Annotated in this window: 23 protein-coding genes; 11 read left to right on the forward strand and 12 right to left on the reverse strand. The window is 67.4% G+C overall.

Going from position 1 to position 23,068, the window contains the following annotated elements; all coding sequences use genetic code 11:
* Positions 1-155 precede the first annotated feature (155 nt).
* Entirely contained in the window at positions 156-1,112 is a 957-nt protein-coding gene (locus E1P53_RS01185) for an electron transfer flavoprotein subunit alpha/FixB family protein (protein WP_006898566.1), read from the reverse strand.
* Positions 1,113-1,164: 52 nt separating this feature from the next.
* Positions 1,165-1,950, reverse strand: a complete 786-nt coding sequence (locus E1P53_RS01190) for an electron transfer flavoprotein subunit beta/FixA family protein (RefSeq protein WP_006898567.1) — start codon at positions 1,948-1,950, stop codon at positions 1,165-1,167.
* A gap of 230 nt (positions 1,951-2,180) precedes the next feature.
* On the opposite strand from E1P53_RS01190, the gene E1P53_RS01195 reads away from it, so the two are divergent.
* From E1P53_RS01195 to E1P53_RS01210, 4 genes are all read left to right on the forward strand, one after another.
* Positions 2,181-3,014 carry a class I SAM-dependent methyltransferase gene (locus E1P53_RS01195; RefSeq protein ID WP_131733214.1) on the forward strand — a complete coding sequence of 278 codons (834 nt, stop codon included), beginning with the start codon at positions 2,181-2,183 and terminating at the stop codon, positions 3,012-3,014.
* A gap of 4 nt (positions 3,015-3,018) precedes the next feature.
* Complete coding sequence (locus E1P53_RS01200; RefSeq protein WP_131733215.1) at positions 3,019-4,590, forward strand: 1,4-alpha-glucan branching protein domain-containing protein; 1,572 nt, start codon at positions 3,019-3,021, stop codon at positions 4,588-4,590.
* Positions 4,590-5,852, forward strand: a complete 1,263-nt coding sequence (locus E1P53_RS01205; RefSeq protein WP_131733216.1) for a glycosyltransferase family 4 protein — start codon at positions 4,590-4,592, stop codon at positions 5,850-5,852. The genes E1P53_RS01200 and E1P53_RS01205 overlap by 1 nt, the downstream gene beginning before the upstream one ends.
* 149 nt (positions 5,853-6,001) lie before the next feature.
* Positions 6,002-6,523: an alternate-type signal peptide domain-containing protein gene (locus E1P53_RS01210; RefSeq protein WP_131733217.1), complete on the forward strand. Its 522-nt coding sequence runs from the start codon at positions 6,002-6,004 to the stop codon at positions 6,521-6,523.
* Positions 6,524-6,876: 353 nt separating this feature from the next.
* Here E1P53_RS01210 and E1P53_RS01220 read toward each other — a convergent pair whose 3' ends face one another.
* Positions 6,877-8,268 carry an IS256 family transposase gene (locus tag E1P53_RS01220; protein WP_131733218.1) on the reverse strand — a complete coding sequence of 464 codons (1,392 nt, stop codon included), beginning with the start codon at positions 8,266-8,268 and terminating at the stop codon, positions 6,877-6,879.
* A gap of 108 nt (positions 8,269-8,376) precedes the next feature.
* Here E1P53_RS01220 and E1P53_RS01225 point away from each other — a divergent pair, with 108 nt between their 5' ends.
* Genes E1P53_RS01225 through E1P53_RS01240 form a run of 4 tightly spaced genes read left to right on the forward strand, consistent with a single transcriptional unit; the run spans position 8,377 to position 11,565 of the window.
* Positions 8,377-8,622, forward strand: coding sequence for a hypothetical protein (locus E1P53_RS01225; RefSeq protein ID WP_244941084.1), 246 nt, complete (start codon positions 8,377-8,379; stop codon positions 8,620-8,622).
* Positions 8,619-9,404, forward strand: a complete 786-nt coding sequence (locus tag E1P53_RS01230) for a signal peptidase I (protein WP_131733219.1) — start codon at positions 8,619-8,621, stop codon at positions 9,402-9,404. Before E1P53_RS01225 ends, E1P53_RS01230 begins: the two co-directional genes overlap by 4 nt.
* Positions 9,405-9,439: 35 nt before the next feature.
* Positions 9,440-9,964 carry a hypothetical protein gene (locus tag E1P53_RS01235; RefSeq protein ID WP_244941085.1) on the forward strand — a complete coding sequence of 175 codons (525 nt, stop codon included), beginning with the start codon at positions 9,440-9,442 and terminating at the stop codon, positions 9,962-9,964.
* Entirely contained in the window at positions 9,964-11,565 is a 1,602-nt protein-coding gene (locus E1P53_RS01240) for a peptidase S26 (RefSeq protein WP_131733221.1), read from the forward strand. The genes E1P53_RS01235 and E1P53_RS01240 overlap by 1 nt, the downstream gene beginning before the upstream one ends.
* Before the next feature lie 174 nt (positions 11,566-11,739).
* Here the strand turns inward: E1P53_RS01240 and E1P53_RS01245 are convergent, their stop codons facing one another.
* Positions 11,740-12,516, reverse strand: coding sequence for an acyltransferase (locus E1P53_RS01245; protein WP_131733222.1), 777 nt, complete (start codon positions 12,514-12,516; stop codon positions 11,740-11,742).
* Between the two features lie 92 nt (positions 12,517-12,608).
* On the opposite strand from E1P53_RS01245, the gene E1P53_RS01250 reads away from it, so the two are divergent.
* Positions 12,609-13,946, forward strand: a complete 1,338-nt coding sequence (locus tag E1P53_RS01250) for an outer membrane protein assembly factor BamB family protein (protein ID WP_131733223.1) — start codon at positions 12,609-12,611, stop codon at positions 13,944-13,946.
* A gap of 68 nt (positions 13,947-14,014) precedes the next feature.
* On the opposite strand, the gene E1P53_RS01255 is transcribed toward E1P53_RS01250, so the two are convergent.
* From E1P53_RS01255 to E1P53_RS01270, 4 genes are all read right to left on the reverse strand, one after another.
* Positions 14,015-14,647, reverse strand: a complete 633-nt coding sequence (locus E1P53_RS01255; RefSeq protein WP_006898578.1) for a DUF3887 domain-containing protein — start codon at positions 14,645-14,647, stop codon at positions 14,015-14,017.
* A 61-nt stretch (positions 14,648-14,708) separates the two neighbouring features.
* Positions 14,709-15,908, reverse strand: a complete 1,200-nt coding sequence (locus E1P53_RS01260) for a class I SAM-dependent methyltransferase (RefSeq protein WP_131733224.1) — start codon at positions 15,906-15,908, stop codon at positions 14,709-14,711.
* Between the two features lie 75 nt (positions 15,909-15,983).
* Positions 15,984-16,958 (reverse strand): class I SAM-dependent methyltransferase, encoded by a 975-nt coding sequence (locus E1P53_RS01265; RefSeq protein WP_131733225.1) that lies wholly within the window; start codon positions 16,956-16,958, stop codon positions 15,984-15,986.
* A gap of 70 nt (positions 16,959-17,028) precedes the next feature.
* Positions 17,029-17,817: an enoyl-CoA hydratase-related protein gene (locus E1P53_RS01270; RefSeq protein WP_006898581.1), complete on the reverse strand. Its 789-nt coding sequence runs from the start codon at positions 17,815-17,817 to the stop codon at positions 17,029-17,031.
* An 87-nt stretch (positions 17,818-17,904) separates the two neighbouring features.
* Here E1P53_RS01270 and ligD point away from each other — a divergent pair, with 87 nt between their 5' ends.
* The gene (gene ligD, locus E1P53_RS01275; RefSeq protein ID WP_131733226.1) at positions 17,905-18,885 is read left to right on the forward strand and encodes a non-homologous end-joining DNA ligase; all 981 of its coding nucleotides are present in this window, start codon (positions 17,905-17,907) and stop codon (positions 18,883-18,885) included.
* Between the two features lie 12 nt (positions 18,886-18,897).
* Here the strand turns inward: ligD and E1P53_RS01280 are convergent, their stop codons facing one another.
* Together E1P53_RS01280 and E1P53_RS01285 are read right to left on the reverse strand one after the other, a co-directional pair.
* Entirely contained in the window at positions 18,898-19,728 is an 831-nt protein-coding gene (locus E1P53_RS01280; RefSeq protein ID WP_006898583.1) for an NUDIX hydrolase, read from the reverse strand.
* Entirely contained in the window at positions 19,728-20,561 is an 834-nt protein-coding gene (locus tag E1P53_RS01285) for an ABC transporter ATP-binding protein (protein WP_131733227.1), read from the reverse strand. The genes E1P53_RS01280 and E1P53_RS01285 overlap by 1 nt, the downstream gene beginning before the upstream one ends.
* Positions 20,562-20,687: 126 nt before the next feature.
* On the opposite strand from E1P53_RS01285, the gene E1P53_RS01290 reads away from it, so the two are divergent.
* On the forward strand, positions 20,688-21,695 hold the full coding sequence (locus E1P53_RS01290; RefSeq protein WP_131733228.1) for an LLM class flavin-dependent oxidoreductase: 1,008 nt from the start codon (positions 20,688-20,690) through the stop codon (positions 21,693-21,695).
* A gap of 4 nt (positions 21,696-21,699) precedes the next feature.
* On the opposite strand, the gene E1P53_RS01295 is transcribed toward E1P53_RS01290, so the two are convergent.
* Both E1P53_RS01295 and E1P53_RS01300 read right to left on the reverse strand, forming a co-directional pair.
* On the reverse strand, positions 21,700-22,152 hold the full coding sequence (locus tag E1P53_RS01295) for a cupin domain-containing protein (RefSeq protein WP_131733229.1): 453 nt from the start codon (positions 22,150-22,152) through the stop codon (positions 21,700-21,702).
* Between the two features lie 41 nt (positions 22,153-22,193).
* Positions 22,194-23,015 carry a peptidyl-tRNA hydrolase gene (locus E1P53_RS01300; RefSeq protein ID WP_244941087.1) on the reverse strand — a complete coding sequence of 274 codons (822 nt, stop codon included), beginning with the start codon at positions 23,013-23,015 and terminating at the stop codon, positions 22,194-22,196.
* Positions 23,016-23,068 lie beyond the last annotated feature (53 nt).

Raw genomic sequence — 23,068 nt, forward strand, 5'->3', positions numbered from 1 at the left:
CGCCCGCGCGACCGCTCACGACTGAGAACCTATATCAGAGAACAGTCGATGTCACTTGCCGGGCGTGCGCGTCCCGAGATGCGCGACGGCCCCCGACGCGAACGTCGGGGGCCGTCGTGGAGTCAGTCGACCAGAAGGTCAGGCGATCGGTGAGATCACTTGCGCTTCTTGATCTCCTCGGTCAGCTGCGGGGCGACGTTGAACAGGTCGCCCACGACGCCGTAGTCGGCGATCTCGAAGATCGGCGCCTCTTCGTCCTTGTTGACGGCGACGATGGTCTTCGAGGTCTGCATGCCGGCGCGGTGCTGGATCGCGCCCGAGATGCCGAGGGCGATGTACAGCTGCGGCGACACGGTCTTGCCGGTCTGGCCGACCTGGAACTGGCCCGGGTAGTAGCCCGAGTCGACCGCGGCACGCGAGGCGCCGACGGCTGCGCCGAGCGCGTCGGCGAGCTCCTCGACGACCGAGAACTTCTCGGCGCTGCCCACACCGCGACCACCGGAGACGACGATCGACGCCTCGGTGAGTTCCGGACGGTCACCGCCGACGTTCGGCTCGACCTTGGTGATCTTGACGGCGCTCTCCGACACCGCCGGGACCTCGACGTCGACGCGCTCGCCGGCACCGGCCTGCGGAGCGGCCTCGACGCCACCGGGGCGGACCGAGAAGATCGGGGTGTCGCCCTTGGCCTGGGCCTCGACGGTGAACGCGCCACCGAAGATCGAGTGGATGCCCACGCCGCCTTCCTTGACGTCGACGACGTCGGCGAGGACACCCGAGCCCAGACGCACGGCCAGGCGACCGGCGATCTCCTTGCCGTCGGCGGTCGCGGCGACCAGGATGCCGGCCGGCGAGACGTCTTCGGCGATCGACGACAGGACGTTGACCTGCGGGTCGATCAGGTAGTTGGGCACGTCGTCGGACTCGGCGACGTAGATCTTCTCGGCGCCGGCCTCCTTGAGACCGTCGATGATGCCGTCAGCCGAGCCGGGCTTGCCGACGACGACAGCCGACGGGGTACCGAGAGCGCGGGCGGCGGTGATGAGCTCGCTGGTGACCTTCTTCAGGGCGCCTTCGGCGTCCTGCTCCACGAGCACGAGTACTTCTGCCATTTTGGTTTTCTCCTGAGGGTCTTGGGTTCGCCGGTTGGTCTGTCGAGAAGAATCAGATGATCTTCTGGCCGACCAGGAACTCGGCGACCTTGGTGCCGCCGTCGCCTTCGTCGGTGACGCGCTCGCCCGCGGTCTTCGGCGGCTTCGGGGTCGAGGAGTTGACGACGCTGCCCGCGTTCTCCAGGCCCACATCGCTCGGCTCGACGTCGATCTCGGCCAGCGAGACGACCTGAACTTCCTTCTTCTTGGCGGCCATGATGCCCTTGAAGGACGGGAAGCGCGGCTCGTTGATCTTCTCGTTCACGCTGACGATCGCCGGCAGCGACGCCTCGACGTGGAAGATGCCCTCGTCGGTCTCGCGCTCACCCTTGAGGGTGTCGCCCTCGAGGGTCAGCTTGCGCAGGTGGGTCAGGTGCGGCAGCTCGAGGTACTCGGCGATCATGGCCGGGATCGCGCCGACGCGACCGTCGGTGGCCTCGTTGCCGGCGATGACGAGCTCGACGCCCTCGACGGTGCCGAGTGCGCGGGCCAGGACGTAGGCGGTCTGGACCGCGTCCGAGCCGTGCAGGAGGTCGTCCTTGATGTGGATGGCCTTGTCCGCGCCCATCGACAGGGCCTTGCGGATGGCGTCGGTGGCCCGCTCCGGACCGGCCGTCAGGATGGTGACCTCACCGCCGTCGGCCTCCTTGATCTTCAGCGCCTCCTCGACGGCACGCTCGTTGATCTCGTCCAGGACGGCGTCGGCGGCCTCACGATCGAGCGTGTAGTCATCATCCCGGAGCTTGCGCTCGGACCAGGTGTCGGGAACCTGCTTGATCAGTACGACAATATTTGTCATGGGTCTACGTCGACCTCCTGCGTCGGGTTCGGCAACTTACCGGCGGGTAAGGCCATGGGTCTCCACCACTTTAGCGGGTCGCATCCGCTCCCCAAAGATCGACTACCTCACACAATGGGGCTCACGCGGGCGTCGCACCCGTCCCGGCACCGCTCCCGACCGTTCGCTTGGTCGGTCACGTGCGACGGGACCGGGCGAGGGGCGGTTGGCGATGCCCTACGCTCGTGCAGATGACTGACGCAGACCTCGGCTCTCCGGCCCCCGGCACACCGGCCCCTGCCGGCGCCGCCGGCCTCGAGGCACTCGACACCGACCAGCAGCTCGCGCTGACCGGTGAACGCACCGTTCCGGGCATTCCCGCGGAGAACTACTGGTTCCGCCGCCATGAGATCGCCTACCTCCACATCCTGGACCGCTGCGCCGGCCGCGATGTGCTGGAGGCCGGGTCCGGCGAGGGATACGGGGCGGTGATGATCGCCGACGCCGGGGCGTCGTCGGTGGTCTGCGTCGACTACGACGCGGCCGCGGTCGAGCACACCCGGCGCCGCTACCCGGGGCTGATCGTTCATCAGGGCAATCTCGTCGACCTGCCGCTCGCCGACGGGTCGGTCGACATGGTGGTCAATTTTCAGGTCATCGAGCACCTGTGGGATCAGGCGAAGTTCATCGACGAGTGCCGTCGGGTGCTGCGGCCGGGCGGCCGCCTGCTGATCTCCACGCCCAACCGGATCACCTTCTCCCCCGGGCGCGACACCCCGCTCAACCCGTTCCACACGCGTGAGCTCAACGCGGCCGAGCTGACCGAGCTGATCGTCGAGGGCGGGTTCACGCTGGACGCGATGCTCGGCGTCCACCACGGCCCGCGACTGCAGGCGCTCGACGAGAAGTGGGGCGGATCGCTGATCGACGCCCAGATCGCGCGGGCCCTTGCCGGCGAACCGTGGCCGGACGGTCTGGTCGACGACGTGGCCGGCGTCGTCGCCGAGGATTTCGACGTCGTCGACGCGCGCGAACGCGACATCGACGCGTCGCTCGATCTGTTCGCCGTCGCCACCCGGGATTGATGTCGTGACGAACACCAGCTCTTCGGTTCCGGGACAGTTCACCTTTGTCCTTCATTCCCATCTGCCGTGGCTTGCCAATCACGGTCGCTGGCCGGTCGGCGAGGAATGGCTGTATCAGTCGTGGGCGGCGTCGTACCTGCCGCTGTTCGACATGCTCGAGCGACTGGCCGACGACGGGTTCACCGATCAGTTGTCCCTCGGCATCACCCCGGTGCTGGCCGCACAGCTCGACGACCCGCACTGCGCGGCGTCGATGTACGAATGGCTCGCCGACTGGCAGCTACGGGCGACCGAGGCCGCCGTCTCGTCCGACCCCGACCGCGCCGAGGCCGGGAGTCGCGAATACCTCGCCGCCCAGCGCGCGCTGGAGACCTTCGAGACCAAGTGGCGTCACGGGGCCTCCCCGCTGATCCGGCGGGTGGCGTCGAGCGGGGTCGTCGAGATCCTCGGCGGGCCGCTCGCGCATCCGTTCGCCCCGCTCCTCGATCCCCGGCTGCGGATGTTCTCGCTCACCGAGGGACTCGCCGACGCGCGGGCGCGGTGGGGATTCGACCCGGCCGGCATCTGGGCACCCGAGTGCGCCTTCGACCCGGGCATGGAGGCCGAGTATGCACGCGCCGGAGTCGGCCATTTCATGGTCGACGGCCCGACGCTGCACGGCGACACCGCGCTCGGCCGGCCCGTCGGCGACAGCGGCGTCATCGCCTATGGGCGCGACCTGACCGTCAGCTATCGCGTCTGGTCGCCGAAGTCGGGCTACCCGGGCCACGCCGCGTACCGCGACTTCCATACCTACGACCACGAAACCGGCCTGAAGCGTTTCCGGGTGACCGGGCGGTCGGTGCCCGGCGACCAGAAGAAGCCGTACGACCCGTCGCGCGTCGACGCGGTGATCGACCGGCACGTCGAGGACTTCATCGGTCACGTCCGGCAGCGGCTCATCGACGAATCGGCGCGCATCGGCCGAGATGCGTTGGTGGTGGCCGCTTTCGACACCGAGCTCTTCGGCCACTGGTGGCACGAGGGTCCGGTGTGGCTGGAACGGGTGCTGCGACGGCTGCGCGAGGTCGGGGTGAAGGTCGGGACCCTGGCCGGGGCGACGCGAGCCGGACTCGTCGGCGAACCGGTCGACCTGCCCGCGTCGTCGTGGGGTTCCGGCAAGGACTGGCGGGTGTGGAACGGCCCCCAGGTGGAGCACCTGGTGACCCTGAACGCCGAGGTCACCGAGACGGCGCTCGACGCCGTCGCGAAGTTGCTCAGCGATCGCGGTCAGCGGAATCGGGTCGCCGACCAGATCGTGCGGGAGACGCTGTTGACGGTCTCGTCGGACTGGCCGTTCATGGTGTCGAAGGACACCGCTGCGGAGTATGCGGTCTCGCGTGCGCACACGCATGCACACGCCACCCGGGAGATCTGCGACGCCGCGCTGCGGGGTCGGGACGCGGTCGCCGAGGAACTGGCGCGGAACTGGGCGCGCGCCGACAATCTCTTCCCCGCGCTCGACGCACGTCGCCTTTACGCGATCATGACGGCGGAACCTCGCGCGAAGGGGCACGGCGCCGAGGGGGGCATGTGATGAAGATTCTGCTCGTGTCGTGGGAGTACCCACCCGTGGTCGTCGGCGGCCTCGGCCGGCACGTCCATCACCTCGCCACGGAACTGGCCGCCGCCGGACACGAGGTGGTGGTCCTGACGCGTCGTCCCTCCGGCACCGACGCCCTCACCCACCCCACCGTCGATGCGATGGTCGAGGGTGTGCGCGTGATCGCGGTCGCCGAGGACCCGCCGGAGTTCGACTTCGGGCAGGACATGATGGCGTGGACGCTCGCGATGGGCCACTCGTTCATCCGCGCGGGGCTGCGACTCCTGGCCGGTGAGCGGAGCTGGACCCCCGACGTGGTGCACGCCCACGACTGGCTGGTTGCGCACCCGTCGATCGCGCTCGCCGAATTCTTCGACGTGCCATTGGTTTCCACCATCCACGCCACCGAGGCAGGCCGGCACAGCGGCTGGGTCAGCGGCCCGACGAACCGCCAGGTGCACTCGGTCGAGTGGTGGCTGGCCACCGAATCCGACTCTCTCATCACATGTTCGGCGTCGATGCGCGACGAGGTGAACCGCCTGTTCGGCTACGACGCCGGCGACATCACCGTGATCCACAACGGAATCGACGTCCGCACATGGCCGTTCGCGCCGCGCCCGCGGACGAGCGGCCCGGCGGAACTGTTGTTCGCCGGTCGGCTGGAATACGAGAAGGGCGTGCAGGACCTGTTGGCCGCGCTCCCCCGCATCCGGCGCAGCCACCCGGGCACCACGCTGACGATCGCCGGCGACGGCACCCAGCGGGACTGGCTGCTGGATCTGGCTCGCAAACATCGCGTCGCGAAGGCGGTGAATTTCCTCGGCGCCGTGGGCCACGAGGACCTGGTGGCGCTGATGCACCGCTGTGATGCGATCGTGCTGCCCAGCCGTTACGAGCCGTTCGGCATCGTCGCACTCGAGGCCGCCGCCACCGGCATCCCGCTGGTGGTGTCCACCGCAGGCGGTCTCGGCGAGGCCGTGCAGGAGCCGGACACCGGGCTCACGTTCGAGCCCGCCGACGTCGCGGGTCTCACCGCGGCCGTCCGCGCAACGCTTTCGGACCCCGATGCGGCAGCCCAGCGCGCGATTCGCGCTCGGGCACGATTGACCGAGGAATTCTCTTGGGCCGAGGTCGCAGAAAGAACGGCTGCGGTTTATCTGGCCGCAAAGCGTCGTGTGCGGCACCCCGTCGGACGCCCTGATATCCCTTTACGCCCCCTTCCGGAACGCGATCCGGGCAATCCGGTCGAATCGTGACATTCCAGATTCACTTCCGTAACACCCATGCCACTTGTCCCAATTTTGTCTTTGCTTTCACTAACCATTCTTGAACAAATTCGCTAACGTCACGTAGGTTCCCCATCGCGTACTGCTGGGGAGTGGTTGTTCCTGGAAGGGTGCGTGACATGAATCGGAAGGCCAAAGGCGCAGTTGCTGTCGGCGCTGGTGCAATTCTGCTGCTGGGTGGGTTGGGGTCGTATGCGTTGTGGAGTGACCAGGAGGACGTTGCCGGGGGTTCGATCACCGCGGGAAACTTCTTTCTCGACTGCCCTGCGGGCGCCTGGACCGACGTATCCGGCGACGTCCCAGAGGTGGCGATCAACCCCGCCACCGACCTGATGGTGCCGGGCGACACCTGGGAGTACAACGCGAACTGCACCGTGACGGCCACGGGAAAGAACATGAAGGCCGAGTTGTCGGTCATCGGGATCGGCACCGGATCCACCACGCCGACAACGACATATGTCACCACTACGACGGTGGTGGGCGGTGGCACGCCCAATACGCCCGTGACGGTCTCGAACGGCCAGGTCCTCCCCGTCACCGTGACTGTCGCTTTCTCGTCGGCAACTCCGAATACGGACTTCACGAACGGGACGATCAATGTCAGCGGCATGAAGATCGAACTGAACCAAGTCCGTCCGTAACCGCGAAGAATTCATGCCCGCAGCCCTCAAGCGACGGGGCGTCCTCTTTGCAGCTCTCGCGATCGGGGTGGTGGTGCTGCTCTTCGGATCTGTACAAACCACCCTGGCGCTGTGGACCAAGCAGGCGGACACCTCCGGCAGCAATATCACCACCGGAACCATCGGTCTCGCACCGGGTTCCGGTGGTGGTTCGTCGTTCACTTTTCCAGCGCTGAACGGAACCAACATGGTTCCCGGCCAGTCGTCCCAGGCTGTCCTGAACATCGCCAACACCGGTTCGACACCGCTCAAGTTGAGCTTGTCAAGATGTTTGTGTAAGAACGTGACTCCTGATTTTCTTGTGGTCGGTGGGTTTAGCCGAGGTGCGGTTCGATCCGGTCGGGGTAGGCCAGAGCGAGCTGTCCGAGGGCCTGCTTCCAGTTGGTGACGACCTGTCCCTCGACCAGTCGTCCGAGGGCCTTACGGGGCTGTGACCGCCTGGTCCCGCGTTCTTTGAGGCGTTGAGCGGCTCGTTTGTCTTCGATGTCGCAGATGGCCAGCCACAGCAGTTTGCGGACCGCGATGTCGTTGGGGAAATGTCCGCGGTTCTTGATGACCTTGCGGAGCTGGTAGTTCAGCGACTCGATCGAGTTGGTGGTGTAGATGACTTTGCGCAGCTCGGGCGGGAATGCCAGGAAGGGGATGAACCGATCCCAGGCTCGGTCGAAAGCCATTGCCGCACTCGGATATTTGGCGCCTAGTTCCGAGTCGCGGAAGGCTTCCCACTCGCGGCGGGCGGTCTCGGCATCGAGGGCGGTGTAGATCGGTTTAATCGCCCGAGCGACGTCTTTGCGGTCTTTGTAGTTCACGAACCGCATCGAGTTGCGGATCAGATGCACCACACAGGTTTGCACCGTGGCCAGCGGCCAAGTCGCCTCGATCGCTTCGGGGAATCCGGTGAGCCCGTCACAGCACACGATCAGCACGTCCTTGACGCCGCGGTTGGCCAGATTCGCACACACCCCGGCCCAGAACTTGGCGCCTTCCTCGGCCTGTATCCAGATTCCCAGCACATGCTTGACGCCGGCCATATCGACGCCAATAGCAATGTGGGCGTGCTTATTTCGGACATGGGCGCCGTCTTTGACCTTCACTACCAGGGCGTCAAGGTAGATGACGGGATACAACGGCTCCAGCGGCCGGTTCTGCCATTCATCGACCGCGTCGAGGACCTCGTCGCAGATCTTCGAGATCGTCTCGTGCGAGAGATCGGTGCCGATCGTGGAGGCCAAATGGTGTTGAATGTCGCGCAACGTCATGCCGCCGGCATACAGCGAGATGATGATGTCGTCGAGGCCGCCGAGGCGGCGCGAGCCCTTCGGGACCAGCCGCGGGGTGAACGTGCCGTCACGGTCACGAGGAATGTTCAGCTCGACCGGCCCGGCCTCCGAGGCCACCGTTTTCGGACTCGACCCGTTACGGGCGTTGGGCAACTCCCGCCCGGCCGGATCGCCCTTGGCATAGCCGAGGTGATCGGTCAGCTCGGCCTTCAGACCGCGTTCGAGGGCCAGTTTGATCAGACCTGGGATCAACCCGCCTTCGCCGGTGATCTGGACCTGGCCGGTATCGATCTGGGCGAGCAGCTCATCGACCATGCCCGAGGCCTGTAATGCCTCGGCGACTTCCGCGGTCGAGCGCGGCTCGGCCAGTTCAGGCAACTGCTCGTCGTCGTGGCCCTGCTGCTTGTCGTCTAACGCCATGCTCATAGATCTTCCTCTCACTGATGAGCACCGGACTTACACAGACCATCTGACACCCCCCTCAAGTTCCGGCTGGCTTCCGCCGGACCGGTGGTGTCGACGCCCGGTGCGTCGGTGTCGATCAAACTGTCGGGGAGCCAATCAACAACATGCCCCGCCAGTAATGTCCCGCTGAGCGGCGCCTTCACCGCGACCGGGACCCTCACTGGCGTTTCCGACATCGACGGCGTGGAGATTCCGCTTGCAGCGGGCGCCTCGACCGCGTGGTGCATCCGAGCCGAGTTCGTTTCTGTGACCGGAACACAGCCGGCAACCTTCTCCATCACCTTCAACTTCGACGCTCAGCAGGACCGACCATGAGCGAGGACTCGCAGGTGCCAGAAGCGACTGTCGACGATCAACCCACCATCGAGTTGGAAAGAGTCGAGCCGGCAGTCGCCGGAACTGCCTACTCCCAGTCTGCCGGCACGCAGTCGACGGCTACCGAGTCGCCAGGCACCAGGCCGGCAGGCATCGGGTCACCTGACAACGAGAGCGCAGGCGACGCCGACGAGAGACGCGGCCCCCTGCACTATGTCTGGCAGATTGTCTCCTGGGCGCTCCTGATCGGCGCGTTCGCGCTCCTGTGCGTGACCATCCTCATCCCCAAGATCGCCGGCGCACAGACCTATACGGTGCTGACCGGGTCGATGAAGCCGAACTATCCGCCGGGAACACTCATCGTCGTGAAACCGGAGCCGACAGAAGAGATCCGGGTGAACGATGTCATCACCTATCAGATTCGCTCAGGCTCACCGGATGTCGTCACCCACCGAGTCATCGAGGTGACCGAGGACGACGAGGGCGAGACGCGGCTCATCACCCAAGGTGACAACAATGGCGCCCCCGACGACGAACCCGTCCGCCCCGTTCAAGTGCGCGGCACGCTGTGGTACTCCGTGCCCTACATCGGCTGGGTCAACAACTGGCTGACCAGCGAGCGCCGCACCAAGATCATCTTCGGCCTCGCCGGCGCGTTGTTCGTCTACGGCGCATGGCAGTTCGTCGCCGACTATCGCGACGGCAAGAACGACGACGATTCCGACGATCCGGAACCCGAGCCCCAGCCCGAACCCGAGCCCGAGCCCGAGGCGACCGCATGAGACGGATTCACTGGTCCCCCAACGTGTCACGCCGGGTGCGTGCGCTGCTCAGCTGCGGAATCCTGCTGACCACAGGGACGCTCGGCACGACGGCCCTATGGTCCACCACCGCCGCAACCACCTCCGGCACCTTCACCACCGCCAACATCGAACTCAGGGTGAACGGCACCGACGCCTACACGTTTACATTTCCCGGTTCGCTCCTGCCAGGCAGCACCACCGCCGCTGTGGTCAACGTTCAGAACGTCGGTTCAGTGGCAATCCGATACAACGCAAGGGTCTCCAGCAGCGACGCGTTGGGGCAGGCAATGCAGCTGAAAGTCACTGCCGGGGGGTCAGTCAGCGGTTCGACATGCACGGCAGGTACTGGACTGGTCGCCGATGGTGTTTCGATCACAGGTGCCGACGCGGCTTTCGCCACGAGTCGGGGTCCCTTGGCCGCAACGAGCGGTGTGGAGGCGTTGTGCCTGCAGCTGACCCTGCCCATGTCCGCGCCCGGAACACTGGCCGGCAACACCGGTAAGACGGTCAAGTTCACCTTCGACGCGACGGCGGCCTGATGGTCTACTCCGCGCAGAACGAGTTCCCTACCGTCGAGCATTCCGCTCCGGTCACACGCACTCGCGGCGACCGCCTCCTCACCATCGGTGCCGGGCTGGGCACGCTCTGCGTGGTCGCGGCAGTGCTCGCCCTGAGTCTCGGCCTCCGTCCGATGATCTTCGAGACCGGATCGATGGCGCCCACCATTCCCACCGGTTCGCTGGGCTTGAGTCGCACTGTTCCGGCCGCGTCTGTCCACGAGGGCGATGTGGTCAGCGTCGTCCGCCAAGACGGCGTCCGCGTCACCCACCGCGTCGAATCAGTCTCTGAACCCACCGGTAACTCGGTGACCCTTCGTCTCCGCGGCGACGCGAACGACACCACGGATCGACAGCCTTACACCGTGACCGAGGTGCAGCGCATCGTGGGCTCGATCCCTCTGCTCGGTTACGTGGCTGCGTGGCTCAAGAATCCCTACACGCTCGCACTTCAGGCCCTGACACTCGTGCTCCTACTCGGGGTTGCCTTCGCCCCCAAGCGTGGCTGGCGCAACTCACCGGGAGGGCAACGCATTCTGGCCGGCACGGCCGCGGCCACCGTCGTCGTGATGGGCGTCGGCAGTGTTCACGGCGCCGGCGAGGCACACGCAGCCACGACAGCCACCGCCACCGGCACGGTGAGTGCCGGGGTTCCGAACGGTCCGACTGTTCTCAACTGCAGTAACACTTCGCTCCTGATCTTGTTTTCTTCCGTCCAGCTGAGTTGGCCGGCCTCACCCGTCTACACGGGATACATGTTCAGAGCCCCCGATGAACCCGACATCGACGAACAGTACGTGCCTGCCACCAAGACCAGCGGCACCGAGACCTACGTGGTCGCCGAGGGCCTGCTCTCCGCTCTTCTGTCCTTGTTGGATCTCTTCGGCAGCGGCACCTCGATCAGGCTCCGGATGACCAACATGATCGGGAACTTCGAATCCACGACGTACAGAGACGTGTGGATCCGCAAGACTGCCGGCCTCGAATTGCCGCTGGGCATCAGATGCGGAACTCCTCCGATCGGAGCACGTCTCGCCACGCCGGAGTCAGCGACTACCGAATCCTCGGAATCCACCGAAGCCAAACCGTCAGAGTCCGCCGAACCCGACGAGTCCTCCATCAGCAAGTCCGCCGAACCCGACGAGTCGACTCCAGCGAGCAAGTCCGCACAGGAGGACAAGTCCACAGACGACTCGTCGACCCCCGCCTCGACGAAGGTGGACCTCCCATCCGGCGGAAAGCTGTCCGACTCCGGCGATTACGCCTATTACAAGTCGGGCGGCGAGGTGACGATCCGTAGTGCCGAGACCGGCAAGCCCGAGTACGAGGGCCGGTTCTCGTCCAGCAGCGACATCCGCTGGCTACCCGAGACGTCGACGCTGGAGATCACCGAGCCCGACGGCACGGTGACGCTGGTGAAGAAGGTCGGCTCGCGCTGGACCGAGACCGTGCAGGTCGCGGAGACCACCGAGAAACAGCGCTCCGCCAAGAACATGGAGACGTCGGAATCGACGCCCGAGGCCACCGAGGAGGCGAAGGACACCGAAGAGGTACCGACCGCCGAAGAGCCCGGCGAGTCCTGACCGCACACGACCCGGCGCGGCTCGATCAGCGGGTCCGTCTCGGCCGGCTTCCGTCGTCCGCGACCGATCCCCACGGGCCGAAGCAGACTCGCACGCAACCTCGATCCGATCGCGCGACATCGATCGAGGTCGCAGATCCCGACCGAGGTCGCGGGCGACTTCAGTCCGACCGCTCTACTCGGCGTGGCCTCCCGCCGCCTTGTTCGCGGCCTTCCCAGCCGCGGCCTTCTTGCGCTCGATGTCGGCGAGCGCACGCTCGAGCTCGGCACGCTCGGCGGCGTTCTTGTTCCACTCCTCCATGCGGTTCTTGACCGCGCGCGCCGGGGCGCCGACGGCGATCGAGTAGTCCGGGATCTCGCCCTTGACCACCGCGTGCGAGCCGAGGACGCATCCGCGGCCCACGATGGTGTTGCGCAGCACCGACACCTTGGCGGCGACCCAGGTGTCGGGGCCGATGCGGACCGGGCCCTTCACGATGCCCTGGTCCTTGATGGGCAGGTTGACGTCGTCCATCTTGTGGTCGAAGTCGCAGATGTAGCACCAGTCGGCGACGAGCGTCGACCCGCCGATCTCGATGTCGAGGTAGGCGTTGACCACGTTGTTGCAGCCGAAGACGGTCTTGTCGCCGATCCTGAGGCTGCCCTCGTGGCAGCGGATGGAGTTGCCGTCGCCGATGTGGACCCAGCGACCGATCTCCATGCGCGCGAGTTCCGGGGTGCAGTGGATCTCCACGTTGCGCCCGAGGAACACCATCCCCTTGAGAACGATGTGCGGGTTGGCCAGCCGGAACTTCGCGAGCCGGTAGTAACGCACCAGGTACCAGGGCGTGTACGCCTTGTTGCGTTTCACCCAGCGCAGCGAGTCCAGGGTCAGGAATCGTGCCTGCTCGGGGTCGCGGCGACGGCCCGCGCGTCGGCGGGACCGGTACGAGGCGTTCCACATCGTGGTCATGGGACAAACCCTAAACGACCGGTTTTTCGCACACGATAGGCTCACTGCTGGCACGTCTCGTGCCGGTGACGAACGATCGATGAGGAGCGCCGATGGCCTTGGCACGACGGCAGGTGTCGCGACACCGCCGATCCGCGCTGACCCGCCTGTTCGTGGCCGTCACGGCCGTGTGCTCACTGGGGCTGGCCGCCTGCTCCGACGGGCACATCGACGTGCGATCCATCCCGAGCATCGGGTGGCCCAGCTACGGCGGCGTCCCCGGCAACGGCAACTTCGCCTATGCCGACGTCCCCGACGACCTCACCCTCAGCTGGACCCGCCCCACAGGGGGCCCGGTGACCGCGCCCCTGACCATCTCCGGCAAGGGCAACGTCGGCGTGACGTCCAACGCTCCCGAGGGCTGTAACGTCCTGGTGCTCGACGGCCGGTCGGGACGCAAGAACTTCTGCAAGGACATGCGGGCCGGCGTCGAGATGAACGCGATGCTCGTCGACCAGTACGACCAGCCGTACCTCGGTGAGGAGACCACCTTCCTCGCCTTCAACGCCGGCGGCGCCATCCGGTGGCGTGCCGGGGTGATCGGCGTGCCGCTGTCGGCGAAGTTCGCCGCCCCGAACGTCGTGCTGGTGGTGTCGACGCAGGGCCAGATCCTGCTGATCGACACCCAGCGCAATGAGCTCGTCGCCCCCGAGGTCAAGTTGCGCGAGGACGCCGATCCCGAGCAGCCGCTGCTCGGCTTCGACGACTGCGTCCGCGGCGGACCGAAGTGCGCGATCCCCGCCCCCGCAGCGGTCGACACCGCTCGGGAACGCTTCTACCTCAACTTCTTCCCGCAGGACGCCCAGACGTCGCAGATCCGCGCCATGAAGTACAGCGCGGTCGGTGGTCAACGCGAGGTCCGACCGGCCTGGAAGGCCGAGATCCCGTCGGGCGTGATCGGTACGCCCACACTGTCGATCGACGGCACGACGCTGTACGCGTTCTCCCGCAACGGCAAGCTCGTGGCTCTCGACGCCGAGAACGGTTCGACCAAGTGGACCCACGACCTCGGCGACCCCGGTTTCGCGACCATGACCGTCTCACCGAGCGGTTTGATCATCCCCGCCGGCCGGGTCGGTGCGCCACTGCGTCTGCTCCGTGACGCCGGCGACCGCGCCGAGCAGCTGTGGCAGCGCGACGACCTCGCGACCGCGAGCCTGTCGACGCTGACCCAGCAAAACACCGCCTGGACCGTCGTGCGCGACCAGGACGAGGAGACGCTGTCGCTGGTGGAGGTGTCCACCGAGGACGGTTCGACGAAACGGACCCTGCCGCTGCCCAATTCGTCCGGATTCGCCACCGGTGTCGCGGTCTCGTACTGGGGTCAGATCGCCACTGCGACCAATGCCGGCGAGGTCTACTTCTTCGACAGCAAGAAGAACCTGGAATAGGGCACCGAACACAGAATGCGGGCGGAGTGCCGGAAATCGGCACCCAGCCCGCATTTTTCGTCGGTCGCTCAGAGTTCCCTGCCGGCCGCGTCGGGGTTGAGGAAGAACAGACCGGCGATGCGCCCGTCGGCGTCGAAGGCGACGCGGAAGACCATCTCGCCGGCCTCCTGCTCGAACGGGACGTCGACGACCGTGTGCAGGCCGTGGCCGCGCACGAACGGCGTTCCGGTGCTTTCGAGTTCACCGTGCAGCGCCACCACCGACGCCCACGCGTCGGCGAGTGCCGACTCCGACAGGGCCGCCGACATCGTCTCGTCGAACCGGGCGCACGCTTGAGCCCACTCCCCCGTGGTGATCTTCTCGAGCAGGTCGAGGGCCATCACGTCGGCGTGTGCGATCGTCGTCTTCTGCATGGGTGCTCCTGTTCTGGGATCGATGGGTTTGCCGAAGCGTTGGAACGCGGCCTGCCTGGTCACGCCGACGACGTCGCCGATCTCCTGCCAGGTGCACCCGTAGTCGCGGGCGGCGCGGGCCGTCGCACTGAGCAACTCCTCGGCACGACGACTCAGTTCGAGCGCGTCGTACACCCTCGCCAGCGCAGCTTGTCGTGCTCCCGGCTCGCCCGGCTGGACACCGGGGCCACCGGCCACACTGTGCGCGTATCGCTCTATCTCGCGGGCTGTCTCTTCTACCTCGGACACTTGTAAAGACTAGGTTTACAAGTGTCCGAGTGTCAAGTTCACGTTTACAATCCCGGCCGGATCAGAAGCGCACCCCCGGCTCGCAGATGAATGCCACGCCCTTGCGTCCGAGGCGGGTCAACACCAGCGACAGGGGACGAGATCCCTTGGTCTTCAACTTCTTTCGCAGATAATCAGGATCGACGTCGAGCCCCCGCACCAGAATCTCGAGCGATCCCGCGTCGTGGGCGGCGAGTGTCTTGCGGAGCACCTTCTCGGAGGTGCCGGTCTGCTCGATGACGCGGAAGCCGCGGGCCCCTTCAGGCACCGAATCACCCGTCAGGTAGGCGATCTGAGGATCGAGTTGCCACAAGCCGAAGCGGTGGGCGTAGTGACGCACCAGTCCCGCGCGGACGACCGCGCCGTCGGGATCGACGATCCACTCCCCAGGTTCGCCCGCCGGCACATCGTCGTCCTCGCGGTCGGTGATCTCGAAGGTCGACACCGATCCGTCCGGTCGAGTCCGCAGCACCGTCGCGCGCCGGCCCGGCTCGATCCCGGGACCCGACCACAGGCACGCCTCTCGAACCCCGCCGTCGAGCGAGGTGAGCTGAACCTCGCCGTCGAATCCGTGTCTGTTGCGCAGCAACTGGTGATCGAGACCCGGTGCGCACTTCACGATCAGCACGCGACCCGCGTACGTGGTGAGGAGCTCGAGCAGCGGCGGGGTCAGCTGGTCGAGACGGAAGACGCGTCCGGCGTCGGAGCGTCGTGCAGGATCGGCGAGCAGGACGTCGGCCGTCGAGGTCGGGGTGAGCGCGTCGGCCACCAGGAGCGTGGCGCCAGGAACGTTGTGACGGGCCATCGCCAACCTGACCCGGTCGATGTCGCTGCCGATCACTCCTCGAATGCCGCTGACCCGCACGAGTTCTCGCAACTCCGCACCGATCGAGCAGGTCACGTCGTGGACCACCGCGCCGTCGAAGCGCGCGGCGATCTCGGCTGCCCGGTGAGCCGAGACCGCCGACGCCGTCGCCTGCTGGAGGGCGTCATCGGTGAACAGCATGTCGCCGGACTCGCGAAGCTTGCCGGCGGCACGACGCCGGCATCGGACCGTCTCGATGAGCGCGGCGTCGTGCGGTGCGTAACGGCTACGCGCCTCTGTGATGTCGGCGAGCATCGACGCCGGGGTCAGCGCGAGGGCCGAGACCATCTCCAACGCCTTCTCGCCGTGCCGCGACCGTAGGAACGCGACGTCGTCGAGGGTGAAGGAGTAGCTCATGATCCAGCAGGCTACCGGCGCGCGATTCTGTAGAAGTCGTCGGCGCTATGACCCGCTGACTTCTACCGATCGCGATCACTCGGGCTTGTAGCCGCTCACCACGACGTTGTAGAAGAACTTCGGCGGCACGATCTTGCGCAGCACGTTCTCGTCGAGCCAGGTCAGGCGCTTCCAACCGCCGAAGGCGAAACGCGCCCAGCCCCAGCCCAGCTTCTCCGGCGGGACCGCGGCCTCGAAGGTGCGGACCGGCCAGCCGAGCATCGCGGCGGCGAGTTCCTCGGTGGCGGTGGAGACCTTGGCGGCTCCGGCGGAGCGGGCGATGCCGGCGAGCTCGTCCGGATCGAAGGTGTGGATGTCGACGACGGCCTCGAGCGCGGCCGCACGCGAGGACTCGTCGAGCTCCTCCTGCGGGCGCCGCCAGCTCTGCAGCGGGCCGAACCTGGTGACGTTGGTGGTGATCGCCCACGTCGCACGGCTCATCCAGCGGGCGTAGAAGTCGCCGATGGTCGACGGCTCGCCGGCGAAGATGAACCGGCCACCCGGCTTCAGCACGCGAAGCACCTCACGCAGCGCCAGTTCGACGTCCGGGATGTGGTGCAGCACGGCATGTCCGACGACGAGATCGAAGGTGTTGTCGTCGTAAGGGATCTTCTCGGCGTCGGCGACGCGGCCGTCGACGTCGAGGCCCAGGTTCTCGGCGTTGCGCAGCGCGACCTTCACCATGCCCGGCGACAGGTCGGTGACCGAGCCCTTCTCGGCCACGCCGGACTGCATGAGGTTCAGCAGGAAGAAGCCGGTGCCGCAACCGAGTTCCATCGCACGCTCGTACGGCAGCTCATCGTCGGCGGCGACGGCGTCGAACCGTCCGCGCGCGTACTCGATGCAGCGTTCGTCGAAGCTGATGGACCACTTCTCGTCATAGGTCTCCGCCTCCCAGTCGTGGTAGAGCACCTGGGCGAGCTTGGTGTCCTTGAGCGCGGCCTGGACCTGCTCCTCGGTGGCGTGCGGGTTCGGCGCCGGATCGATACCCGGATTGGAGTCGGTGGTCATGATCGTTTTCCTGTCGCGTGTGTGATTTCTGGGGTGAAGGTCTGGTGACCGGCGGCACTCGGATCGGGGCTCAGCGCCCGATGAACTCCGCCTTGCCGGGGCCGTTCTCCACGAACGACCTCATGCCGATGGCCCGGTCCTCGGTGGAGAACAACGCGGCGAAAAGCTGTTCCTCGATCTTGAGACCGGTGTCGAGATCGACGCCGAGCCCCTGGTCGACGGCCTTCTTGGCGGCGGCGATGGCCACCGTGGCGGCGTTTGCGAACTGTCCGGCCCAGGCGAGTGCGGCGTTGTACACCTCGTCGGGCGCGACGACCTCGTCGACGAGCCCGATCTGCAGGGCTTCCTCCGCGTCGACGAACCGGCCGGTGAAGATGAGGTCCTTGGCCTTCGACGGACCGATGAGTCGCGCCAGGCGCTGCGTGCCGCCTCCGCCGGGGATCACGCCGAGCAGCACCTCGGGCACGCCGAGCTTGGCGTTGTCGCCGGCGATGCGCCGGTCGGCGCCGAGCGCGACCTCGAGGCCGCCGCCGAGTGCATAGCCGGTGATCGCCGCGACCGTCGGCTTCGGGATCTCGGAGATGACGCCGAGGTCGCGCTGCAGGCGACCGGCGACCTTGCTCATCTCCGCGTAGGAGAGGTCGTTCATCTCCTTGATGTCGGCGCCGGCGGCCAGCACCTTCGGGCCGCCGTAGACGACGACGGCCTTGATGTCGTCGCGCACCGAGGCCTCCTCGGCAGCGGCACGCAGTTCGGCCTGCACCTGACGGCTCAGCGCGTTCATCGGCGGCCGCGAGATGAGGATGGTCCCCACGCCGGGATGGGCGTCGGACGTCTCGAGGGTCACGAACTCAGGCATTCTCGAAGGCTACCGTCTGGTAAGTCGGGGTGGTGCGGCCAGCCCGGACAAGCCCCGCCGGGCGCCGGTCCGACCTACAGTGGCCTCATGGCGAAGGACGAGGCTTCCGCAGGTGAACCCGTCGAACTCGAGGTCGGCGGGCGCACCATCCGGTTGACGAGTCCCGATCGCGTCTATTTCACCGAGCGCGGCGAGACCAAACTCGACCTCGCGGAGTACTACCTGTCGGTGGGTGACGGCATCGTCCGCGCCCTGCGGGACCGCCCCTGCATGCTGCATCGCTTCCCCAAGGGCGTCAGCGGCAACAAGGTGCACCAGAAACGAGTCCCCGCGGGCGCACCCGACTGGCTGGAGACCACCGAGATCTATTTCCCGCGGTACGGGCGCACCGCCGACGAACTGTGCGTCACCGAGCTCGCGTCGGTGATCTGGGCCGTGCAGATGTCGACCGTCGAGTTCCACCCCTGGAACTCGCGGCGCTCAGATCCCGAGTCACCCGACGAATGGCGCATCGACCTCGACCCGATGCCCGACTGCGACTTCGCGCGCATCCGCCGGGTCGCGCACGTGGTCCATGAGGTGCTCGACGAGCTGGGCATGCGCGGCTTCCCGAAGACATCCGGCGGACGCGGCATGCACGTCTACGTCCGCATCGCGCCCGAGTGGGGGTTCCCGCAGGTCCGACGCGCCGCGCTCGCGTTCGCGCACGAGGTGGAACGCCGCGCCCCGAAGGACGTGACGACGACGTGGTGGCGCAAGGACCGCGACCCCGCGGCGGTGTTCGTCGACTACAACCAGAACACCCGCGACCACACGATGGCGGCGGCCTACTCGGTGCGCGGCAACCAGCGCGCGACGGTGTCCACCCCGGTGCGCTGGGAGGAGATCGACGACATCGAACCCGACGACTTCACCATCGCCACCGTGCCCGCGCGCTTCGCCGAACTCGGCGACCTGCACGAGGAGATCGACGACATCGAGCACCGGATCGACACGCTGCTCGAATGGGCCGACCGGGACGACATCGCCGAGGAGGCCGAGGACGAGGTCGCCGACCTCGATCGGTGACCGGCTACCGGCTCAGAGGGTGATCTCCGGCGGCTTCTGGTCGCCGAGGGTGCGGAAGTAGTCGTCAGAGCCCGGGAAGCTCAGCCCCTGCAGTCCCGCGCCCGGCGTGATGTCGGGCAGGATCGGAGAGATCGACCGCTCGGCGGCGAGCAACTGCTCGACCGTGTCGAAGCCGCTCACGTAACTCAGCTGCGCCCAGGTGGGCGGGAGCAGGAAGTGCTTTCCCGACGACCACAACTCGAGTGCCTTCGACGCGGCGATCCAGTCGGCGACCTCCGCCTCGCTGGTCTCGGCGTCGGCGTGCTGCCCCTCGGGCATCGCGGCGAGGAAGAAGCGCGTGTCGTAGCGGCGCTTCTCGTTGACCGGGGTGATCCAGTGCGCGAGCGGGCTGAGCAGGTCGGCGCGCAGCGTGAGACCCCTCGAGGTGAGGAACTCGGCGAACGACAGCGACTTCTCCACGAGCCGCTTCCGCTCGTCGGCCAGGGTGCCGGGGTCGGCGAACGCGCCGTCGGCGGTGGTCGCGAGCAGGACGCCGCACTCCTCGAAGGTCTCGCGCACCGCCGCGCACACGAGCGCCTGGGCGAGTTCGGCCTCCGCGTTGAACCGCTCAGCCCACCACTGCGCGTCGGGACCGGTCCAGGCCACGTGGGCTCCGACATCGCGCTTGTCGACGCCGCCACCCGGGAAGACGGTCATGCCGCCGGCGAAGGCCATCTGCTTCACGCGACGCTGCAGGAACACCTCGATGCCGTCGGCGGAGTCCCGGACCAGCACGACGGTCGCGGCGTCACGCAGCGGCGCGGGCGCGGACACCGCCTCGGTGGCCGGATCGGTCGAAGTCATCAGTTACCTCCTGCTCGACGATGACCGCCCGCGCGGCGACGGCGTCGAGCGAAGTACCGGCCGTCGACCTTGTCGAGGACGATCTGCTGCCGGAAGGCCTCGGTGAGGTTCTCGCTCGTGAGCACCTCCTCGAGGAGGCCCTGCGCGACCACCCCGCCCTCGGACAGGATCAGCGCGTGCGTGAATCCCTCCGGGATCTCCTCCACATGATGGGTGATCAGCACGATCGCAGGGGCGTCGGGGTCGGCGGCAAGGGTGGAGAGACGGTCGACGAGTTCCTCGCGGCCGCCGAGGTCGAGGCCCGCGGCCGGCTCGTCGAGCAGCAGCAGTTCGGGGTCGGTCATCAGGGCGCGGGCGATGACGACACGCTTGCGCTCGCCCTCCGACAACGTGCCGAAGGTGCGGTCGGCGAGATGCTCGGCGCCCATCGACTCCAGCGACTCGACCGCCTGTGCCCGGTCCATCTCGTCGTACTTCTCGCGCCAGCGGCCCAGCACGGCGTAGCCGGCCGAGATGACGACGTCGCTGACGATCTCGTCGTCGGGCACGCGGTCCACGAGGGCGGGGCTCGCGACGCCGATGCGGGTGGCGAGCTCGCGGATCTCGATCCGGCCGAGCTTCTCGTTCAGGACGTAGGCGGTTCCCGACGTGGGGTGGATCTCCGCACCCGCGAGACGCAGAAGCGTCGTCTTGCCGGCGCCGTTGGGTCCGATGATGACCCAGCGTTCGTCCAGCTCGACCTGCCAGGACAGGGGGCCCACGAGGGTTTTTCCACCACGGACGATCGCGACGTCGCGGAAGTCGATCAAGAGGTCGGGGTCGGATTCGATCACGCCCCCTATCCTGCCTCACCGACCGGGCTTCGTTTGTCTACGCCTCCCGTGTCGGGACATGTGGGCCACGCCTCCTCTGCAGCGTTCCGGGAATAGTCGGCCACTCCCCGACGGTTGACCGGAGACGTGACGTCTCGACAAGTACCTCTCTCGATCCTCGACCTCGCCTACGTCGGCCGCGACGAAACCGTCGCGCAAAGCTTCGCCGCCAGTGTCGATCTCGCACAGCACGCGGAGAAGTGGGGGTACAAGCGGATCTGGTACGCCGAGCACCACAACATGTCGACGATCGCCTCGTCGGCGCCCGCGGTGCTGATCGCGCACATCGCCGCACACACCTCGACCATCCGTCTCGGTGCGGGCGGCGTGATGCTGCCGAACCATTCCCCGCTGACCATCGCCGAGCAGTACGGCACCCTTGCCGAGCTGCACCCCGGGCGCATCGACCTCGGCCTCGGCCGGGCGCCGGGCACCGACCAGCAGACGTTCGCCGCACTCCGGCGGACCGTCGCGTCGGCCGACCGTTTCCCGCACGACGTCCTCGAGCTCCAGGCGTTCCTCGGCGACGAGTCCCGCATCGAGGGCGTGCGGGCCACGCCCGGCGCCGGGACGCACGTGCCGATCTACATCCTCGGGTCGTCGCTGTTCGGCGCACAGCTCGCCGCAGCCCTCGGTCTCCCCTACGCTTTCGCCTCGCACTTCGCACCGCAGGCGCTGCTCGACGCGGTCCGGCTGTACCGCCGCGAGTTCCGACCATCGGAACACCTGTCGGAGCCGTACGTGATCGCCGGGGTCGGCGCGATCGCCCACGAGGACGCCGAGGTCGCGAGGGAGCAACTGCTCATCGCGAAACGGCAGCGCGTCTCGTTGCTGTTCGGGCGTGGCGGACGAAAGTTCACCGACGAGGAGGCCGACGCCATCCTCTCCACGCCGCAGGGCCGGCAGGTCGACGAGATGCTGCGCTACGCCGGGATCGGCACCCCGCAGGAGGTTCGCGACTACCTCGGCTGGTTCGCCGACCACGCCGACGCCGACGAGCTGATCGTCGCCTCGGTGGCGCCGAGCCGCGACGTGTGGCTGGGCACCTTCGAGCACCTCGCACCGGCGAAGTCACCGGTGGCCGTGGGCAATTGAGCGTCTAGGGCTCGAGTCGGAAGTCCTCGAAGTCGAATCCGGGCACCACGACGCAGCTGACGAGCGAAGGCTCGTCGCCGAGAGCCGTGGCGCGCTGCCACACCCCGGGCGGGACCAGGGCCTGCGGTTGCTGCCCGGCGTCGGTGTCGGGGCCGACGAGGATCGGCTCCGGCTCGCCGGGGACGTCTCCGTCCCCGCCCAGGTCCAACCGGACGGGCGCGCCGCGGTGGTACAACCAGATCTCCGAGCTGCGGACGGTGTGCCATGCGGACTGCTGTCCTGGCATCAGCACGAAGTAGATCGCGGTGCCGGCGGCGCGATCGCCGGGGTATCCCGCGGGCAGGGCCGACTGCGGGATCGTCGTCGTGCTCCGCCAGGTCTCCCGGAACCACCCGCCCTCGGGATGGGGTTGCAGATCGAGGTTTCTCACCCAGTCCGGCAGCGTTTCGTCGCTCATCTGTCCCCTGTCGCGCGGTCCGACCGTTTCCGCCGATGATCTCAGGTCCGGGCCACCTGTGCGATGACAGTCACCGAACCCGGCGCGATCTCGGTGAACCCGGCGTCGCGCACCGCGACCGCATGTCCCGCGGCGTCGGCGGCGAGCAGTCCTCGCCACCGGTCCGGGGTCGCCTCGCGAACGGCCAGTGGACACCCGGCGATCCGCCACCGCACCGTCTCCTCCGGAGTGAGCAGCTTCACCGCGAGCATCGCGGCGTGCCCGACCTGCGCGGCGAGCTTGCCGACCGTCATGTCGAGTTCGGGATTGGTCCACAGCACGACGCCACCCGCCGGCGGATCGGTCGGCAGCTCACCCTCGACCTCGGTGCCGCCGATCTGCAGCTTCTTGATCCGGCGGTCGAGATCGCCGACCCGACCGGGCACGAAGGCGCGCGCCTGGGCGCTGCCCTCCGACGCGGTCACGCCCCACACCTCTTGTGCGGCAGCCCATTGCGCCCCTCGAGCCCGCCGGGCGATCTTGCGGATGCGCGCGTTGCACCAGTCGTCCATCGCAGTTGCCCAGGGTCCGTCGCCGGCCGCCCGGTCGTCGAGGCACAGCAGGGCGACGGCTCGCGCGGCGGCGGTCAGCAGGTCGGTGCGGTCGGGCGGATCGTTCTTCTCGATACGCAGCACCATCGGCATCGCGAGGACGGCCGCGGGATCCTCCGGATCCTCACCGCCGCCGACGTACCCGACGAGGCGCCGGTGGTTGGCGACGATCGCCTCCGGAGAGGCCGGCACCGCCGCACCACTCTCCCGCGCGGTGTCGTCGGATCCTGCCAACTGCGATTCGACGGTCGGTGGTGTCAGATCGTCGCTCATACGTCACCCCTGCTTCTCGGCATCGGTCACCACAAAGACATACCGGCAGCCGC

It is taken from the genome of Gordonia paraffinivorans, assembly GCF_900683595.1.
Lineage (GTDB): Bacteria > Actinomycetota > Actinomycetes > Mycobacteriales > Mycobacteriaceae > Gordonia > Gordonia paraffinivorans.

Coding starts and splice junctions, on each gene's coding strand:
- E1P53_RS01185 (WP_006898566.1), bottom strand. CDS start 1,112: ATGGCAGAAGTACTCGTGCTCGTGGAGCAGGACGCCGAAGGCGCCCTG.
- E1P53_RS01190 (WP_006898567.1), bottom strand. CDS start 1,950: ATGACAAATATTGTCGTACTGATCAAGCAGGTTCCCGACACCTGGTCC.
- E1P53_RS01195 (WP_131733214.1), top strand. CDS start 2,181: ATGACTGACGCAGACCTCGGCTCTCCGGCCCCCGGCACACCGGCCCCT.
- E1P53_RS01205 (WP_131733216.1), top strand. CDS start 4,590: ATGAAGATTCTGCTCGTGTCGTGGGAGTACCCACCCGTGGTCGTCGGC.
- E1P53_RS01210 (WP_131733217.1), top strand. CDS start 6,002: ATGAATCGGAAGGCCAAAGGCGCAGTTGCTGTCGGCGCTGGTGCAATT.
- E1P53_RS01220 (WP_131733218.1), bottom strand. CDS start 8,268: ATGAGCATGGCGTTAGACGACAAGCAGCAGGGCCACGACGACGAGCAG.
- E1P53_RS01230 (WP_131733219.1), top strand. CDS start 8,619: ATGAGCGAGGACTCGCAGGTGCCAGAAGCGACTGTCGACGATCAACCC.
- E1P53_RS01240 (WP_131733221.1), top strand. CDS start 9,964: ATGGTCTACTCCGCGCAGAACGAGTTCCCTACCGTCGAGCATTCCGCT.
- E1P53_RS01245 (WP_131733222.1), bottom strand. CDS start 12,516: ATGACCACGATGTGGAACGCCTCGTACCGGTCCCGCCGACGCGCGGGC.
- E1P53_RS01250 (WP_131733223.1), top strand. CDS start 12,609: ATGGCCTTGGCACGACGGCAGGTGTCGCGACACCGCCGATCCGCGCTG.
- E1P53_RS01260 (WP_131733224.1), bottom strand. CDS start 15,908: ATGAGCTACTCCTTCACCCTCGACGACGTCGCGTTCCTACGGTCGCGG.
- E1P53_RS01265 (WP_131733225.1), bottom strand. CDS start 16,958: ATGACCACCGACTCCAATCCGGGTATCGATCCGGCGCCGAACCCGCAC.
- E1P53_RS01270 (WP_006898581.1), bottom strand. CDS start 17,817: ATGCCTGAGTTCGTGACCCTCGAGACGTCCGACGCCCATCCCGGCGTG.
- ligD (WP_131733226.1), top strand. CDS start 17,905: ATGGCGAAGGACGAGGCTTCCGCAGGTGAACCCGTCGAACTCGAGGTC.
- E1P53_RS01280 (WP_006898583.1), bottom strand. CDS start 19,728: ATGACTTCGACCGATCCGGCCACCGAGGCGGTGTCCGCGCCCGCGCCG.
- E1P53_RS01295 (WP_131733229.1), bottom strand. CDS start 22,152: ATGAGCGACGAAACGCTGCCGGACTGGGTGAGAAACCTCGATCTGCAA.
- E1P53_RS01300 (WP_244941087.1), bottom strand. CDS start 23,015: ATGAGCGACGATCTGACACCACCGACCGTCGAATCGCAGTTGGCAGGA.